General features: G+C 43.2%; 19 protein-coding genes. 6 read left to right on the top strand and 13 right to left on the bottom strand.

The window, feature by feature from the left end:
- Positions 1–232: 232 nt before the first annotated feature.
- Together AAFP11_RS14135 and AAFP11_RS14130 are read right to left on the bottom strand one after the other, a co-directional pair.
- Complete coding sequence (locus AAFP11_RS14135) at positions 233–973, bottom strand: DUF1822 family protein (RefSeq protein WP_341737639.1); 741 nt, start codon at positions 971–973, stop codon at positions 233–235.
- 408 nt (positions 974–1,381) lie between these two features.
- Positions 1,382–1,579 (bottom strand): hypothetical protein, encoded by a 198-nt coding sequence (locus AAFP11_RS14130; protein WP_341737638.1) that lies wholly within the window; start codon positions 1,577–1,579, stop codon positions 1,382–1,384.
- Positions 1,580–1,811: 232 nt separating this feature from the next.
- Here AAFP11_RS14130 and AAFP11_RS14125 point away from each other — a divergent pair, with 232 nt between their 5' ends.
- The 3 genes from AAFP11_RS14125 (at position 1,812) to AAFP11_RS14115 (ending at position 2,747) form a co-directional block, all read left to right on the top strand.
- A complete protein-coding gene (locus tag AAFP11_RS14125; RefSeq protein ID WP_341737637.1) occupies positions 1,812–2,066 on the top strand; it encodes a hypothetical protein in 255 nt (84 codons plus the stop codon).
- Positions 2,067–2,200: 134 nt separating this feature from the next.
- Positions 2,201–2,434 (top strand): hypothetical protein, encoded by a 234-nt coding sequence (locus AAFP11_RS14120; protein WP_341737636.1) that lies wholly within the window; start codon positions 2,201–2,203, stop codon positions 2,432–2,434.
- Positions 2,435–2,513: 79 nt separating this feature from the next.
- Positions 2,514–2,747 carry a hypothetical protein gene (locus AAFP11_RS14115; protein WP_341737635.1) on the top strand — a complete coding sequence of 78 codons (234 nt, stop codon included), beginning with the start codon at positions 2,514–2,516 and terminating at the stop codon, positions 2,745–2,747.
- A gap of 68 nt (positions 2,748–2,815) precedes the next feature.
- On the opposite strand, the gene holA is transcribed toward AAFP11_RS14115, so the two are convergent.
- Positions 2,816–3,763, bottom strand: a complete 948-nt coding sequence (gene holA / locus AAFP11_RS14110; RefSeq protein WP_341737634.1) for a DNA polymerase III subunit delta — start codon at positions 3,761–3,763, stop codon at positions 2,816–2,818.
- Complete coding sequence (gene dnaX / locus AAFP11_RS14105; protein WP_341737633.1) at positions 3,760–5,175, bottom strand: DNA polymerase III subunit gamma/tau; 1,416 nt, start codon at positions 5,173–5,175, stop codon at positions 3,760–3,762. The genes holA and dnaX overlap by 4 nt, the downstream gene beginning before the upstream one ends.
- A gap of 303 nt (positions 5,176–5,478) precedes the next feature.
- Here dnaX and AAFP11_RS14100 point away from each other — a divergent pair, with 303 nt between their 5' ends.
- Positions 5,479–5,754, top strand: a complete 276-nt coding sequence (locus AAFP11_RS14100) for a hypothetical protein (protein ID WP_341737632.1) — start codon at positions 5,479–5,481, stop codon at positions 5,752–5,754.
- A 176-nt stretch (positions 5,755–5,930) separates the two neighbouring features.
- Here AAFP11_RS14100 and dnaN read toward each other — a convergent pair whose 3' ends face one another.
- From dnaN to AAFP11_RS14065, 7 genes are all read right to left on the bottom strand, one after another.
- Complete coding sequence (gene dnaN, locus AAFP11_RS14095; RefSeq protein WP_341737631.1) at positions 5,931–7,433, bottom strand: DNA polymerase III subunit beta; 1,503 nt, start codon at positions 7,431–7,433, stop codon at positions 5,931–5,933.
- Positions 7,434–7,896: 463 nt separating this feature from the next.
- Positions 7,897–9,324, bottom strand: a complete 1,428-nt coding sequence (locus tag AAFP11_RS14090) for an AAA family ATPase (RefSeq protein ID WP_341737630.1) — start codon at positions 9,322–9,324, stop codon at positions 7,897–7,899.
- Between the two features lie 595 nt (positions 9,325–9,919).
- On the bottom strand, positions 9,920–11,161 hold the full coding sequence (locus AAFP11_RS14085) for a hypothetical protein (protein WP_341737629.1): 1,242 nt from the start codon (positions 11,159–11,161) through the stop codon (positions 9,920–9,922).
- A gap of 36 nt (positions 11,162–11,197) precedes the next feature.
- Entirely contained in the window at positions 11,198–11,362 is a 165-nt protein-coding gene (locus AAFP11_RS14080) for a hypothetical protein (protein WP_333265957.1), read from the bottom strand.
- Between the two features lie 345 nt (positions 11,363–11,707).
- Positions 11,708–11,902, bottom strand: a complete 195-nt coding sequence (locus tag AAFP11_RS14075) for a hypothetical protein (RefSeq protein WP_106331284.1) — start codon at positions 11,900–11,902, stop codon at positions 11,708–11,710.
- A gap of 143 nt (positions 11,903–12,045) precedes the next feature.
- Positions 12,046–12,360, bottom strand: a complete 315-nt coding sequence (locus AAFP11_RS14070; RefSeq protein ID WP_341737628.1) for a helix-turn-helix domain-containing protein — start codon at positions 12,358–12,360, stop codon at positions 12,046–12,048.
- The gene (locus tag AAFP11_RS14065; protein ID WP_341737627.1) at positions 12,332–12,679 is read right to left on the bottom strand and encodes a hypothetical protein; all 348 of its coding nucleotides are present in this window, start codon (positions 12,677–12,679) and stop codon (positions 12,332–12,334) included. The genes AAFP11_RS14070 and AAFP11_RS14065 overlap by 29 nt, the downstream gene beginning before the upstream one ends.
- 425 nt (positions 12,680–13,104) lie before the next feature.
- Here AAFP11_RS14065 and AAFP11_RS14060 point away from each other — a divergent pair, with 425 nt between their 5' ends.
- The gene (locus AAFP11_RS14060; protein WP_341737626.1) at positions 13,105–13,227 is read left to right on the top strand and encodes a hypothetical protein; all 123 of its coding nucleotides are present in this window, start codon (positions 13,105–13,107) and stop codon (positions 13,225–13,227) included.
- Between the two features lie 17 nt (positions 13,228–13,244).
- On the top strand, positions 13,245–13,514 hold the full coding sequence (locus AAFP11_RS14055) for a tyrosine-type recombinase/integrase (protein WP_341737625.1): 270 nt from the start codon (positions 13,245–13,247) through the stop codon (positions 13,512–13,514).
- A 39-nt stretch (positions 13,515–13,553) separates the two neighbouring features.
- On the opposite strand, the gene dnaB is transcribed toward AAFP11_RS14055, so the two are convergent.
- Entirely contained in the window at positions 13,554–14,909 is a 1,356-nt protein-coding gene (gene dnaB, locus AAFP11_RS14050; RefSeq protein WP_341737624.1) for a replicative DNA helicase, read from the bottom strand.
- Positions 14,910–15,025: 116 nt separating this feature from the next.
- Positions 15,026–16,705 (bottom strand): hypothetical protein, encoded by a 1,680-nt coding sequence (locus AAFP11_RS14045; RefSeq protein WP_341737623.1) that lies wholly within the window; start codon positions 16,703–16,705, stop codon positions 15,026–15,028.
- Positions 16,706–17,141: the final 436 nt, after the last annotated feature.

Below are 17,141 nucleotides of genomic sequence, written 5' to 3'. Positions count from 1 at the left end.
TTGAATTTGTTTGAAATTTATCATTAGGAGTTATGCAAAGAAACCGGGTTTCTCTGAAATTCCTTCGTTTCCCAACTAGATATCTACGAAGAAACCCTGTTTCTGCCCTCGGTTTCTGCCTTCGGTGTGCGTAAGCCCTGTATCATATTTTTCAAGGAAAATTATACCACATTCATAATACAAGGGGTATCTAGCTTTACAAATTGTAAAAAATGCCTAACAGCTATCTGGATTAAATGACAAAATCTTCTGTTACTACCACATCCCCTAAAACTAATTGTACTGAAAATTCTTCTCCTACTTCCCCTTCAAATTGACATCGCATGAAAACATCAGCACTTCTAGCTGTCACTTCTTCAAACACTTCATTGTCTTCACTTAAAACCAGCAGCTTTAAACTAGGAGGTAAATAGACATCATCGCCAGTTGGATAAACCCGCAAAGTTATTTCTATAGAAGAGGAATCATCATTATCGCGGGTTAAATTAACCAGCAACACGACAGAATGACTCAACAAATCTGCGCGCAAATCAATTAATTTTCCCCGTTCAAGTTTTTGAGTCCGTGCGGTAGCTTGCAACTGTTGGGGATTTAATAATTCTGTTGCAGTTTGCCAACCTGCGGTAAAAGCATTGTCAAACCATTGATTGAGATTTACTTGAGGTTGTAAATCTGAAATCGTAGAACCCAACAACTCACTTAATTCTCCTCGTTGATAACAGCTTAAAATGTTTTGATAGGATTCATCAGAACTTTCTAAGCCTATGATAATACTTCCCTTTTTAACGTATTTAACAATAATCATGCCTTTGCCCACGTTTTCAAGTTTAGCCATGATCTCAGGTAAGAGATTTTCTTGAAAATCTGATAAATCATCGATCGTTACCTCAAGATTCAAATTCCAAGACTGAATTGACTGGGAAAATTTTTGATGTTCCATATCTGAGATGTCTCTCCATTTATCAAAAAACATTTCAATTTCTTTCCTTTCATTTTCTTTGTCTGTTTCATTTCTTTTAGAAAAAGCAGTGGCTAACTTTTTTATAGTTGTCTAATTTGGATTCAGGATCGTTTGTTTCGTCATTTTACTGAAGTAGGATTTGCTAAGATGACTTATTTTAGCTAGATCGTAAGCTGACTCAAAATTTTTACTTTTGTAAAATTCTCTGAAAGCTTTTGCAAAATCGGAGGCAAAATCGGACATAGCGATCGAACTCCTTAATTTTTCGCTCTGGTTTATGGCAGATTACACGACACCTAATGATGTTAATGGTACGTCACACCAATTTTAGTATAATCGCAAACAAGGATTAAGTGTGATGTGACATACCGGGCAAATCACCAGGCGTAAGAATCTTAGCTTACTTATAAGGTTCAGATTCTAGTGCCGATGCTTTCCCATGTTCCAAACTGCACCAATACCGACGATCGCACCTAAAGCATAACCAATTGGAGCCCCAGCCGGGCCAGCGATCGCGGTTCCGATCATCCCACCAATTTTGATAGGTGCCATAAAAGCTAATTGGTAAGCTTGGGTGTGCGGATCGTTGTGAACCGGTGGCATTAGATTGTTATTCATTGATTTGTCCAAGTAACAATAACTAAAACATACAGCTATCAAAAAAATATATCAATGATTGAATAGATGAATTCAATTAATTGAGCAGCCAGCATATAAATCAAGGGTTTCAGACTTATTGGTTGAATTATTTAGTCATTATTCTTGGATTTGATAAAGTGAAAAGTGTGGAGGATAACAACTCCGCTAGACTATAAAACTTCAAAAACACTGAACTAAGTCAGGAGAAAATATGACACGCGAAAAATCAGAAAGCCTAAAACTATCACATCACCTTCCCCATTATCACGTTCCTCACTACCACTACCACGCGCCACACAAGCACGATTTTTCTAACTTAGGCAACGGGCTGGCTACTGGATTTTTGGCTTCCAATGTTGTTCCGGCTGCCACGATGGGTTCTACCCTCGCAGCTATTGCAGTAGTGGCTATTCCAGTTGTGGCAATCGGCGGACTAATTTGGTGGGCTGCTTCCCAAGATGAATAACAAATAGCGTGTGTGGGAGATTTTCACACGCGCAAAAACCAAAGTAGCTGCCGAATATTTGGAAATCATTTGTCTCAATTTCGGTAGCTACTTAGCAATTAACAACGATATATTTGACAACAGGAGAGTTTTGAATGAGAACGGAGTCGTTTAAGGTTCTACAGACTTTTGGGCTTGAGTATCCCAACTATAAAATGCTGGTTCAAGCCAAGAGTGGTAATCGTTATATTGTGTGGTATCCCGACAGTCTTGGGGTAGATGTAGGTCAAGAAGTCCTAATCGATTTCAATGACGATTCCTGGCGCACAATAGATAATCCGAGAAATGGGAAAAAGTCGGATATCGCAAAAGTTAGCAAAGTCAATTAGCAGAAAGGCAGAATTATCAAGGGATAATTTTCCTTTTAGATCGCCTTATTACCTTCAACTTCAAAGGAGTTTTTCAATTATGAACAATAATGGTTTAGCCACTACTGCCGGCGGTGCCTTAATTGCCGCCAAATTAGCCACCGCTACTGGTGCAACTGCTACTGGGATTGCTACTACCACTGGTGGTGTTGGTATCACTACTGTGGCTACAGCAACAGGAACCGCAATGTCAGTCGCGATCGCACCCGCCGTTGCAATTGCAGCACCAGTAATCGCTGTTGGAGCATTAATTTGGTGGTTAGCGCGTGATTAATTCTCGCTAAAATACCGATCAAAGCGGTTAATGAAAGGCTGCCGAATTAACTCGGCAGCGCTTTCCTGTTATTTAAGGTGAGTGATTCTGAGGAAAGCAGGCAACATCGAGTCAGGCTTATCTCCTGTTTTGAGAGCAATTTCTAAATCAAACAAAATGGAGAGCGATCGACTTAAGAAGTTCGCAGATACTTCCTTAACCTCCTGCTTAAGGAAATACAGCCGTTTGGGGTTACTAATTCCGCACATACTAGCAATTTCGCTATCAGAACGTTGTTGGTCGGAATTGATAGTAGCTTTTACCCACAGCCAAGTTTTAAACTGAGTTTGGAGAGTGGCAATAATTGCTAAAGGAAACTCTGCCCGAGATAGCAATTCATCAAGCACCTTAATTGCTGCCACTGCTTGACCTTTTAAAAGAGCTTCTGCCAGTTGAAAACAGTTGGCTGTGGTAGCTGGAACGAGGATTTTAGCAGATTCTTTGGTAATGCGATCGCCCGCAGCATAAATGGCTAATTTCTCCAGTTCACTAACTCTTCTAGCAGAATCGTTACCAATCGCTACCGCTAGATAACTGACAGCATCTCTGGCAATTGAGAGATTTTTTTGTTTAGCAGTAACAGCGATCGCACTTTCAATCAAATCAGTACGCCAAGGAGGAATGAGAGTAAACTCCTTGAGGTTACCAAACTGCAACAAATGCTTGACTACCTTGAGTCGTTTGTCGATAACAGCAGCAGTGAAGACTAAGTGCGTTGTAGCGGGTAATTGGGGCAAAATTTGCAGCAATTCTAGCCCCATTTCTCCAAATTGCTTGAAATCGCAATTTTCAACGACAATAAGTTTGTTTCCACCGCCGAAAGGAACTGAAGCAGCAGCAGAGAGGGCTGCATCCAGGGAAGAAGCATCCAAGCGGTGGATGTTGAAATCTCGCCAGAGAGGATGAGTTTGAGTCTTAAACTTTTCAACTTCTCGTTCAATTGCGTAGGTATCATTCCCAATTAGGATGCTAATCATGCTGCTAACTCTTCCTGTTGTTTGACAGTTACAGTAACAGAGCGGCCTAAAGCTTTAGTAACGATCCGCTGCACGGATTCAAGGTGACTCTGAAACTTGTTCGCGTATTTTCTTTCTACTGCTAACACACATGAATCAGCAGAAAGTTCGGCAATTTGAGCGCGGTTTAAGAGGCTACGATTGCCTGGTTTCGCTGCTGCTACTACTTGCGCCCAAGTTGTCTCAAAGTCAGGAGAATCTGCCTCTATTTTTTGAGGGGTTTTATCAAATTTGTCAGGCTGATTAGATTGGGAAGTTGCCGACAACCGCGTTTCGGGGGCAGCGGGTTTGCTTGACAGCATCAAGTTCAGCAGGCAGACTTCTAACCAGGTAGCCGCATTGGTGCTAGTTCTCAATTGAAATTCTGATTTCTGCAATTGTACACAAGCCGCATCAATTGTTTCAAAATCAAGAGTGCTAGCGATCGATCGCAGTTGTGAATAGCCTACTGGCCCTGCAATTAAATTCTGGCAGTGGCGCGTTGATTTGACAATGAGCAAATCTCTCATTGCTGCTAGCAAGCTACTGAGAATAAGTTTGGGGGTTTTGCCGCTGTCAATGAGCGTTCTCGAAGATTGCAGTACGCTTAAGGTATCGCCAGAATGAATGGCTTTAAGAAGGGCGATCGACTCTTGCTCGCTGATACTGCCAGATACTTCTGCAACTTGAGTTAGGGTAATCTCTGAGTTTAGCAGTGAAAGCTGAGAAAGTAATTGCAGGGCATCTCTTAACCCCCCGTCACAGGTGCGAGCGATCGCCCGCATGGCCTCACTTGCGATCTCAATAGATTCAGTGGAGCTAATTTTGTGCAATTGTCCGACAATAGCATCAACTGACAAGGCTCGGAAGTTAAAAGTTTGGCAGCGGGAGATAATTGTCGGCAGGACTTTATGTGCTTCAGTCGTACAGAGAATAAACACCACATGAGCCGGAGGTTCTTCAAGGCATTTGAGGAGAGCATTTTGAGCGCTGGTACTGAGTTGGTGGCACTCGTCTAAAATCCAGATGCGGTAAGGGCTCATCGCTGGCGCAAAGTTGCTGTGTTGTATTAATTCTCTGGCATCATCCACGCCATTATGTGAAGCAGCATCGATTTCAGTTACGTCTAAGCTTGAACAGGAGTCAATGGTTTTGCAGCTTGAACATTCTCCGCAAGGAGTGGCGGTTTGCTTTTTGCTATTCAAACAATTGAGGGATTTAGCAAGGATGCGAGCGGTTGAGGTTTTGCCTGTTCCTCTGGGGCCAGTAAACAGGTAAGCTTGAGCAATTTTGTCGGAGGTGATGGCATTGGTCAAGGTTGTTTTGATGGTGTCTTGACCCACTAATTCTTGTAGGTTTTTGGGGCGGTATTTGAGGTGCAGTGGTTGGTACATTTTGAGTCGTTAGAATACTTCTGGTAACTATTCCCCGATAGGGGAGCCGTGAGCCGTGCCTGAAGTTAAACTCATAGGACTTACGCATAAGCTCTATCTGTAGTATAAAAATTGTGCATTTTACCGCTACCAATAGTGTTACCAAGTATTTTTTGCGTAAGTCCTGGCTCAGTTGTTGACGCTGGCGCGCCGAACACACTACCGCAAGGAAAAATTGCTAAACCATCTGCTGCTGAGATACAGCAAAAAAGCACGGCATGAAGCAATACGCTTGGGATAAGACACTCATGGAGACAAAACACTGTGAAAAATAGATACTGCGAAGGCGCGTGCCTGCCCGAAGGGCTTATGCTTCGCCCAAAGCTCTCTTCGGACAAAAAAAAATTAACTGAACCGTATTGCGGCATGAAGGAAAAATCGCAAGCAAAAAGTTTGAGCAAGTGGAAACTGATTCCCGATCGCAAAACAGGGGCAATTTACACCCCGCTTACTTGCGGTGTTGGGAGTTTTAAAGATGCCAAATTGTCGGCTGTCGCGAGCTTATTTAAACGAATGGAGAGAAACATTCAAACTCACTAATTTACTAGCAAATATTTTGCTTAAATCACAAAAATAAATAGTAAAAAATATGTGGTTTTTTTTCGACAATGTACTCTTGCAAAAAAACCCTTAAACCCTCCTAATTTATACAGCAATAGGCTCCGATTTGTTGCAGGAGAGGGCATTAAATTTAGATGCCCCTCCCCACCTTTCAACTATTCTTGCGGAGCGACAATATATTCGCACTCTAAAGCCTCTGTACCCGACGCAGGCGTTCCAAACGGTGCAATCAGTAGGGGAGCGGTAGGAGTTGCCATTAACACCCGCAAATCAGAGCTGGAAATCGCTTTAGCTGTATCAATCAAATAGCGGATGTCGCACTTGAGACAAAACTCACAGCCCCAGAGTTTAGCATCAACTGTTTCAGTTCCTGAACTGAGAGTATTGTTGAGTGATGCTCGCACTTGTTGGGCATCTAAATCGAATTCTAAAATAGCTGTTAGGTGAGACTTGTCGCTGTGAGAAGCTAACCTCTCTAAGGCTTTTAAAAAGCTCAGCCTCTCAACCACCACTTGATGGCTAAATTCAGGGCGGTAGGGAGCGATAATTTGGTCGCAAACCGGATATTGCCCTTCTAGCAACTTCGTTGTCAACCGCCAATTATTCCACTCGAATGCGACAAAATTACTAGGTTGCTCTGGCAAACCTTCATAGTAAATCGTAACTTTGTCAGCAGAATTCAAAGAACGCTCCAATAACCGGAGTACCTTAGCAGGGACAGTAAAATTAATTATTTGACTGCTCAAAAGGTGGGAATTGCTGCTTTCGTTCAATCCTAAAACCATTGCTACCCGATGCCCGTCTGTCGTCCAAACTCTCAGTTTATCGAGGCCTCTGTCTGCGTCGCGGCTGAGTTGAAAATTACCTCCAGTTAAAATGCGTTTATTTTCCTCGGAACTAACAGCAAATAAGCTAGCTTTGAGGACAGAAATTAACACGCTAGCAGGAAGCGTTACAAGTTTCTGTTGAACGCTGGGGATAGCCGGAAATTCGTCCGCAGCTAGCCCACGAATGGCGTGCTTGCTTCTTGACGCACTCAGAGTGGCACTGACTGATGGAACGTCGCTTCCTTTAATAATTTCAGAAGAACTCTTTAAGGTAAGGCTGCCGTTAGGAAATTTTCCCAAAATGTCAGCAAGTATGGGTGCGGGGAGGGTAAGCTTTCCAGATTGATTGACATTCGCACCAAAGCTCACTTGCATTCCAAATTCTAAATTGTAAGCAGTCAGGTGCAAATGTTGAGTTTCAGCATCAGCTTCTATCAAAATATTGGACAAAATGGGATGGCTGCTATTGCTGGGAATGATGCCTTTCAGAGCTTGCACGTAATCGTTGAATTCTCTTGAATCGCAGGCAACTTCAATAGGTGATGGGAGAGGGGAAAAAGAAGGCAAAATTACCTCATTTGGCAATGTTTCTAGAGAAGGAGCATCGACTGCTGGAAGTGCTGCAAAATTTGTGCAAGTTTGCGAAGCTTCTACTTTTTGTGGAGAGATTGTTAAGGGTTCGCAAACCGAGTCAGTTTCAGTTGTTGGTTTGACTGATTTCTTCACAGTTTTGGCAGAATTATGTGCTGTGGCAGTCGAGCGTTTTTTCTTAACTGTTCTCTCCAAATTTTCCTCTTTAGGCGGTGTTCCTGTTAGTCGAGATTTTGCCATAATTAGCCTGGTGTCAGGGGTGCGATTGGCCGCTGCGGTAGCAGCACTTGTTATGATGCCTCAGAAAGGGGAGTGAGAAAGGGGAAAGATAAGGGAAAGGGGAAGGAAAATAGGAAAGAGAATATAGCAATCCTAAATGATTCAATGGCACATCTTACTACTACAAATAGTGTAAAAATAGAAGGAATGCAACGTAAGTCCCGATGGAAAAGCTTTCTAAAAGTTGAGCGTTACCGACTGTTTTCTACAAAAGTATGTGCCTGTTAGTTAAGGACTTTACCTGTTATAGCAACCGCCAAGATGGTTAGGACACTTCGACGTAGTTTATCCTGAGTCCTTCACTACGCTCAGGATAAACTACGTCGAAGGGCTCATTGCATCGCATTCCTAATCGCTGTAATCATTGCTATTACTGCTTCTTCCTTCTGCTAGAGTTGAGGACTTTACCTCTTGGTTGAGAACTTTACCTCTTGGTTGAGAACTTTACCTCTTGGTTGAGAACTTTATTGTTTGAGTACAAGTCATTGGGGGCAACAAATAATATCCGATATCGGCAGCGACTTGCACCGACATAATAAAGTCGATGGTACTCTTTAAGTTTCTGTTGACTGCTCAAATCTTTGCCGATTAACAATCTGCTGAAAAGGTCGCTTCCGTCAATACCAACTTCATCAAAAGTGCTGCCTTGCGAATTGTGAATAGTCAGAGCAAAGCAATTGTCAATTTCAGCAAACAAGTCATCTTTGAACCAGTAATATTTCCTCCAAAGAAATCCATTGCGTTTAGCACTCTTGAGCTTTTCTTTAAGTTCAGCCTGGTAACGCTTATTTTCAGACTCGTGCAGGACAAAGATTTGCCGAAATAAACCGTCATCAGTCACAATTTTTAGCAGCCAAACTCGGTAGCCGCAGTGCTGGTTAATCTCAACTTCCTTGACGGTAAATTCCGTTGAAGTCGGCAAAATTACGGTTTTGCCGTCAGGTGCCATGACGGGTTTTTTGGTAATTAGCCTTTCTCCCGGTACAAATTGGGGTGCAGCTTGACCGTAGACTTGTTCTCTGATAAGCTGATTGTAGTATCTGACTCGTTTGTTAGTCCAGCACAGAATTCTGAAACGATCGGGATTTTGACTAAATTCTCGATCGATCGTTTTGACGGCATATTGTAGCAGCGTTTCTGATTTAACTTTGAATGCACCGTTTGACTTGTCTCCTTTCTTGTATTTGGAATGCGGCAAAAATATGTCGGCTTTGCTATTGACAAAAGAGCGGCATTCTGTTATGAAATCGAGTACAGGGCTTTCCCCTGCTTGCCTGACAACTTGGGTCAGTACAGCTTTATTGGTAATGCTGAAAGCAGGCGACTTTTTTTCTCCTACAGGATTGAGTTGAGCGGGGTCGCCCATTAAAATTAGCTTGCGGTGATTGAAGAATGTGCGTTCAAAATTGCGTTCTATCCATTTCCACAATTCGCTTCCGACCATCGAACATTCGTCGAGGAAGATGATATCGTAGAGGTGAAGGCTGCTGGAACTTGTCTGTGACAAAGCTTTTTCTTGTTCTTTTCTGACCATGCCTAATCCTAAAAGTTGGTGTATTGTCATAAAATCAACTCCGAAAATGCCTTGAGACGCTGCCATTTTTCTGAGGATGCCGACTGCTTTGTTAGTAGGTGCTGTGAGGGCAATGCGTTTGCTTTGACTCAAGAGTTCTTGGATAATTTGAAAAACGATTGTGGATTTTCCAGTTCCTGCATAGCCGCACAGCAAGAAGAATGACTCGGTAGTGGTTAGAAATGTTCTCAATTTGTCAAGGGCTTGCTGCTGTTGCGGTTTGAGCGTGAAGGGAAATTGTGTAAGTTTTTGGGGTTGTTCGAGTAAGGCTTGAATCATTAGTTAATGTCCATTACTAATTTTATCAATCTCTGATTAAGCGTTAGCTTGACGGGGAAGTCTTTCAAGAGTAGGTTTTTTAGATTCCGGGCAAGGGAGAGAGGGAGAGAGGGAGAGAGGGATAAGCGAAAAAGCCCGGATTTCGACTTGTTATGCCTTTAAAACTTGCCTCTTGCTTGCCCTCAATTTCTGAATTGTAAAAAACCTACCCTTGAGGGGAGAGGGGAATGGACGCTTATTAAGTAGTCCGATAATCCCTCTTAATCGCTCATGATTTACGCAGCGAGAATGATTTTTTGTCATTCACAAGTGTTGGCTTTCACTGCGTTCTGCAATAGGAGTTACGTTACGCGAAAACCGTTTTTTTTTAGGAAAATACTGCATTTGAGTCTTTAATAGGAGTTAAAAAACCAGTTTCTTTGGTATTTATGCGTCCAGGACTATGCAAGTAAACTCCAAATCCCAAACCCTTATGTTGCCCTTACAATTCGTAAGTCCTGTTATAAAAATTTTAAGACAAATAGGAAATTTTTCTGTATTTTGTCCCAGCAAAAAAGCACCGTTTACACCCTACGGAGTGCTCGCTACTTCCCACTCATCTCGTAAATGGCGTCCTTTCTAAATCAAGTTCAGCAACTTTGGCGAGAGCTTCTAAACGCCTGTTTAATGTTTTATGTCGGGGACATTCTACAGCATACTCGTATTTATAACCCGTATGTTGAAGTTCCGAAATTTGGCAATCAATTAAATTGCTAAGGTGGCCGATTAGCTTTTTGACAGGTATTAGCCACGCTTTAGCTAACGCTTTAGTACGAAACCCAATCCAAGCTGTAAAGTAGGAGCCGTCTTCGCTAATTTGATAAGCCACATTGGGCGATAATTTAACAATAGGTTTGATGCGGGCAATACCCAAACCTTTGAGTTCTCTCAAGCTGTAACTTAGGAGTTCTCCGCTGTTCCACTGGATGTGAAATGGACGTGGCTCTTCAACGTTCAAGTGTTGGACTCTCCCCATTCGTTGAAATCCTTCTCGGTGCTGTAAAATGCAATCTCCCTCTCTAAATCCGTAGAAGCCTTGTTTCTTTGTTAGGTTTTCTAACTGCTGCTTCCAGGCTTCTTCCCAAGCTATGTCAAAGTCGAGAAGTTGGTAATTTTCTTCGCTCAATTGTTGAGCTATTTTTTCTTTTAACTGCTGTTTGTAGATTGGCATAGCGAATTCTAAAAAGTTGTCGGGTACTTCGAGAGCTAAATGCGTTTTAGCTCTGATTATGATATCGGTAACAGATAAATAGCTGGCGGCTTTTAATTGCTGGGGTGTCGGGATATCTATGGTACAAATTGTCGGGTAGCCGGGAAACAGGTTGATGGGAAAGTGATACAATTGGTCGAGAGCCCAGATGAGAATGTGGTGTTCGCTCAGCGATTCTACTTTGAAAGGAGTTGCATTGCTGAATTGTACCTGTTGGGAATTAGCGAGTACGATGGTTGTGCAATTTGGAAGTTCTCCAGCAGTCTTTTTAGGGATAAAGTGAGGCACGATGGAGATTTTAAGGGCGCGGATTTCATCAAGGCTATAAGTCCAAAAAAATGCCTTTTCGCCCGAACTTGCGTCCCAAGTAATTGTCACAGGTTTTTCAGTTTGATTTAGAGAAGTAACAGTACCGTATTGGTTACCAGTTTTAACGATATCATTTAACCTGAAGGGATGTTCTTCAGCAGGTGCGGGAATGAGGAAAGGAAAAATTACTGCAACTACTTCTTTGGCTTGAGGGAAGTGCTGGCTAGCTGATTCAGGAAAGGTCTTGTGGGGGTTTATAATAGACTTGTTAGCGTTCATAACAGCAAGAAGTTGGTTATCCCTCAACTTCTCCCGCTAGGGAATAGCTTTTAATTTAGAGATTTCCTCAACAAATGCTTCTTGCATTGCCGGAAATGACTTAGCTGTTGTTAGAGGGGAGACTCTGTTGCGATCGCCAGCTATACTGGTATCACCCACATTTACGATCGCACAGCTATTAGTGTGAGTATATTTACTCATATAATTAGAGTGATCGGTACAAAATGCGATCGCCTTGTCGCGTTAATCAAGACTAGAATAACAAGCTATACACTTAGTACACTTTGACAAGCCTGCCTTTGACAATCTATCCAGTTAATAGCACCTAATTGATAAAAAATTCTCCCAGTTATCAGTTGCTTCTATAAACTGGGAGAATTTGCGGGAAAGCCGATATATTCAGGACTTACACAAAAATTGGCTTAACACACTACTCATAGCGGTAACGTGCGCCAAGTGCACCTACGGATAGAGTCTGTGGGTAATTCCTGATATTAATCTAACGCAGGTATCTCGATTAATTCGATTTCAAACAGAGCTGCGTCGTTATTCTTTAGGCAAAGTAGGCTTTGGTGGAATGTCAAAAACAATCACAAATGTGAATTCTTTGACAAACCGTTGCAAAACCCGAAAATGATCGTCTGCATCCCTCCTGCTGCGAAATCGCGCCACAACAATACGCTGACAATTAGGAAGCAGCTTAATGATGCACCACGGATGCAATCTCTCAAAATAAGTCATTTTAACCTCACCAGCGACAGTAATAGGTTGCGTTCTTTTTTCCTTGCTTGCCATTACGCTAGTTGAGAGAATATTCTTCAAGACAGGTCACGCTGACCTTGACAATTAATTAGGTTTGTGCTTTCAACCGCTCAAATTCTTTTCTAACGCACCTTCTTATCTTCGGAATGCGGACACAGCAAGTTCGCCAGTATGTCGGGAATCTCCTCAAAATGTTCCAGCAGAAAATCCATTACTGCCAAATGGCGCAAATCAACAGCAGTAGGAAATCTTCGATTTTTCCCGCGTTTAAACCAACCCTGTACCGTCGAATCAGAGCGGGAACAAATGGAGGCAATTTGCTCGTAACTTACGCCCCACTTGACATAAAACTGTTTCGGCGTCATGCCCAATTGGCATTGGCTGTAAACTGCAATCAAATTGCGTTCTCTATCTGTCAAAGTATGCGGGTTTTTCATCCTCACACCTCTCTAAATCTTCCTCCCACGCCGTATCAAATTGACACCAAGCTGCACTCTTGGAATCAGGAGCCAACCAAATTATGTAGCACCACATCCAACAGCAACGGCGCGGTTCGTAGTTGTAAAAATTGCCAATAACTATTCCCCAATCGGCTTCTTCGCCAACATCGGCCCAGCGCACCATCTCGCCACACTCAAAGCGCGGGGGATGAATTTTGGCAAAATTTGCAGGCAACTCAGTTGCAGGCGGCATATCCTTCAACTGTTTTAGTGGCAGGGTCGAAATCAAATCTCGCTTTCCTTTTGAGATTGACATGAGTTTTTAACTGTGCATCGACTGCAACAGATTTGTTTTGATAGGTTTTTAGGCCAATTTCTTGATAAAGAAATTGCAGCGCGATATTTCCTTAAATCAATCAATTGGAATCTATATTTGACGAACTATTCTCAAAGCCCAACTCTGGCTAGGCTATCAGTTTTTTGAGATACCGCCCAATCGCGTTGATGTCAAGTCCGGTTGCAGCAGACTGGTATAGTAAAGGTGTAGTTGCTTTCGTCAGCGAGGTGCGATGATCGACAAACGTCTCCAAATCGAACCACACCGGGAAGTAGAAGAACTATTGGAGAATATTGATGACTTGTTCTTCAGAATATAACCAGCCCGCAAAAAAGGTTGCAGGTAGAATCAAACAATAGTATAATTAGATTAGTTACTAATAATTTTCTTGGTAGCGCGGTGTTATGAACGCCCAAAAACCTGTTACCTTCAGAGACCTCATCGACGCGATCGCCACCTTGCCGATTATCAACTTTCCCGAGAATTCGAGTCAGTTGAATAGCAATAAGCGGGAAGTAAGTATTTAAAGGCTTACAATCCAGATGTGGGTTTTTTGTTTCCGGGGCGAGACAATACGAAGCCTTTGACTCGCGCCGCATCGGATGTGATTTTTAAAGAAGCTTGCAAGCGGGTAAGAATTAAGGGGGCTTCAACACATTCGATGCGGCGGACGGCGCTGACTAATTTGAGCAATGCGGGGGTGCCGCTGCGGGTGATTATGGAGATTTCGGGACACAAAAATTTGTCGAGTCTCCAGCGCTATTTGGAGGTACAGCCGGAACAGCTTGTCAAGGCGATTGGGCTTTTGAAGTGAGGCGACAGAGTTCAATATTTTCCTGTCTGTCCTTTAATATTACCGGAGTTTATAGATATTCCGAAACCGACAGCATTCAGCATCAAACAGCAACTTAACCGTTCCCGTTCCGCTATTCCGTCCTTTCAATCCAATAATTTCAGCCGTTCCCCCATCAGGAGAATCAGGATTGTAATAATCGTCCCTGTAAACTCCAAGCACAACATCCGCATCCTGTTCAATTCCACCAGAGCCACGCAAATCTGATAAACTTGGACGCTTGTTCGTGCGAGTCTCTACCCCCCGATTGAGCTGAGAAAGCAGCACAACCGGCGCGTCAACCTCGCGAGCCAAAATCTTCATCTGCCGCGTAATTTCGCTAATTTTATTGACAACATTTTCATCCGCCGAATTCACCATCAATTGCAAGTAATCAACAATTACCAAACCCAATGGGCCGCGCTCACAAACAAACTCCCTAACTCTGGAACGAATCTCCAAGGGAGACGGTTCCAAACTTTCGTCTATCCAAAAATCAGCATCGCTAATTTTCCCCAAAGCCGAAGCTAGCACTTCGTACTTACCAGCTAGGTTAACTTGCCTGATATCTTTCACCGACACCCCACTCTCAAGTGCCATTAACCGCGCTGCCAAGTCCCGACCCGGCATTTCCATCGAAAACATCAAAACCCGACCGTTCCTGGGGAGGGAAGCAATGTTGTACCCAAGCGCGCAAGCCAAAGCTGTTTTGCCGCTGCCGGGGCGACCTCCTATGACAATCAATTCGCCTCGGTAAAATCCCCCTCCCAAGAGGTCGTCGAGGTCATAAAACCCCGTGCTGATTCCAGGACAGTAGTTAGCAGTCTCCAAGCGCTGTTCCTCAATTTCATCTAGATATCGCCAAAGTTCGTGGCAGTATTCCGAAAGAGGCCTCATAGCTTTTTGCCGCTCTTCTTTGTACTTATTGAGGACAAAAATCTTTTCCTCGGCTTTATTTAGTATCGCATCCAATTCGGTGGAAGTCTCGTAGCCAAGCTGTACGATGTCATTGCCAACTTTGATGAGTTCGCGCCGGACAAACTTGTCCACGACTAGCAAAGCATATTGGTCGATGTTGACGGCTGAAACAGTTCGGTCTACCAGCATTACCAGTTTGGTTTGACCCCCTACTACTTCCAGCAGGTTGTGGTCGTCGAGGAAGGTGGTGATGTTCATCAAATCTGTGGGCTGCTCCTTAGAGTGCAGCGCTAAAGCGGCCCGATAAATATGTTGATGGACTGTAATTGCCAATGCTTCGGGACGCAGGATATTTGCGATTCTTTTAATGGCGATTGGGTCAATCAGAATTCCGCCTAAAACTGCTTCCTCTGCATCAATGTTGCTCGGCATAATTTTGTCAAAAAAACTGACTGCCATATCTGGTATTCTCCTTTGAGATTGTTGTTACTTGAACTGTTTTCAAAGTTGTCTAAAGGATTAGATGCTGTCCACATGGATTAAATAATCACTGTTTTCACAGCTAAGCTAAATAGCTAAGTAGTAGATAATTTGTTGAAAATTTGTTTTACGTGCTGAGGAAATCGCTGCATCCACTGCAAGTAAATTTGCTGCTGAATACCTACCGCTGCGAAAGCTTCTTCGCCTAGTTCCTGGAACTGTTCGCATAACTTTCTATGAGTTTTTAATGGCATATACTGAGGGTCAATATAATCCTCAGTTATTCTTGTTGTCTGTGCAGAAGGAGAATTTTTTGGAGTTGGAGAAGAGCCTGTTGAAGCTGGAGATGACACAACATTTGTTGGGTTAGAGTTTTGAAAACCGTTAGTTTTTTCCCACCAACGACCGCGCAAACAGTCAACGATCCATCCTGAAGGGTTAGATATTTGCTTTGTTTGGCTTCTGATTTGCAGCAGGTTTATGGCTGCTTGGATTTCCTCTAAGTTGTACTGGAGGACGCAAACTCTCAATTCGGGATTCATCCCTCGTGTGGTTTGCATAACTATCTCGACAATCTCAGTCGCATCGGGGTTGGTAATTGCAACCGCTTCAGAGTTAGGAATTGCATTAGGGTCGGCAATTTCAGTCGTTTCGGAATTGACAATTGCAACCACTTCGATAATTTCAGTTACATCAGGATTGGCAATTACAACCGCTTCATGATTGGCAATTGCAACCACTTCGACAATTTCAGTTGCTTCGGAGTTAGCAATCGCAACTGCTTCGGCAATTTCAGTTACATCAGGGTTGGCAATTGCAATTACTTCGGCAATTTCAGTTGCTTTGAAATTGGCAATTACAACTGTTTCGACAATTTTAGCGACTTGAGGATTAACGAACGAAGATGTTTCGAGATTTAACCGGACAGCTTTGTTGGTTATTGTTGGTTCGGCGCCAGAGATTCTTTGATGGTGGAGGCTGTCGAGTTTTGTGGGTAGTTTTTGCGGGGGTTCAGACGTTAAACCTGTTTGTTCTGAACTGCAAGGTATTGTCGCATCATCGATCGCTTGAATTTTATCTGAATTAGTATTCAGATATTCAGCGGTCGGGGCGGAATATTTGTCCTCAGCCAGAATTTCTAGTTTTTGTTGTGAATTTTCATTTAACTGACTGTCTTTGGTCTGGACTTGAGTAGCAAGTTTTGGTTCTACATTTTTTAGTTTTACATCTGTCTTGGCTAAATTTTCTCTTTCTTCAAAAAACCTTAAAAAAACAGCAGCATTTTTGGTGCTTTGTTGCTCTTTTTTATCCTCTGTAAAGAGTACGGCACCATAAGGGTTTGAACCCTCTGTTTGCTCAATTTTTGACTGTTGACGTTGATTTTTTGATGGGTTGCTCAGTTTTTGGAATTTTGAGTGGGTATGAGTGAAGGGGCGAACGTCGCCCAGGTGCTGTACTGCTATGCGGAAAATGCCACGCCCATAGTTTTTAAGGATTTTGACCAAGCCAAGTTTTTCGAGTTGTCTGAGGGCTGCCCGCCTGGTGTTGGGGCTGTAGGGCTTGCCGTTGCGGACTGGGGTGGCTCGTTTTTCGCCCAAGGGGATGCAGTTGATGTCGATTTCCTCTGGTTTGCCACCGATGCAGGTTCTGTACAGGTAGAGGGCGAGTTTTAGGGCGCTGGGAGTAGCTCCTTCTAGTATGTCGGCTAGGGCTTCGTAAACTGCTGCGTGTCTAGCGAGTGGTGGCTTGTGCCAGGTAGTTGTAGCTACAACCATTTTTTTCTCCGGGGTAAAAATGAGCGTAAATGTCAGGAATTGTGGCTGTGACAGTCGCAAGGTGTGCCACAGCGGTTGTTGTGAATTTGACCGCAGGGTATTGAGCGCGAATGCAGCCGCTGCACTCAGCAGGATTTTGGGCAGGCTGCAACAACCAGGCGTGGTAGTTGCGCTGGAATTAGATTCATAGCGCCGTCGCTTGAACTGTCGGCAAACTTTGCTAAGGCGAGGCGGTTTTAAGGTCTTGTACTTTTGCGATCGCCTTTTTGTAGCGATGCAGTTGTACTAACTCCAGCAGTGTTTAGACTTACCGCCCCGCTAAAAGATCAGAAAGGGTGCGCGACTATTTTTTAAATCCTGCCAGACCATCCGACACGGGATTTTGTGGTGCATTAGTCTTATCAGACTAATAAGAGTTGTTCTAAAGGCTGAAAAC

The organism is Microcoleus sp. CAWBG640, assembly GCF_020883015.1.
GTDB lineage: Bacteria > Cyanobacteriota > Cyanobacteriia > Cyanobacteriales > Microcoleaceae > Microcoleus > Microcoleus anatoxicus.
The sequence above is the reverse complement of the archived record's forward strand: the minus strand, read 5'-3'. Positions and strand labels throughout refer to the sequence as shown.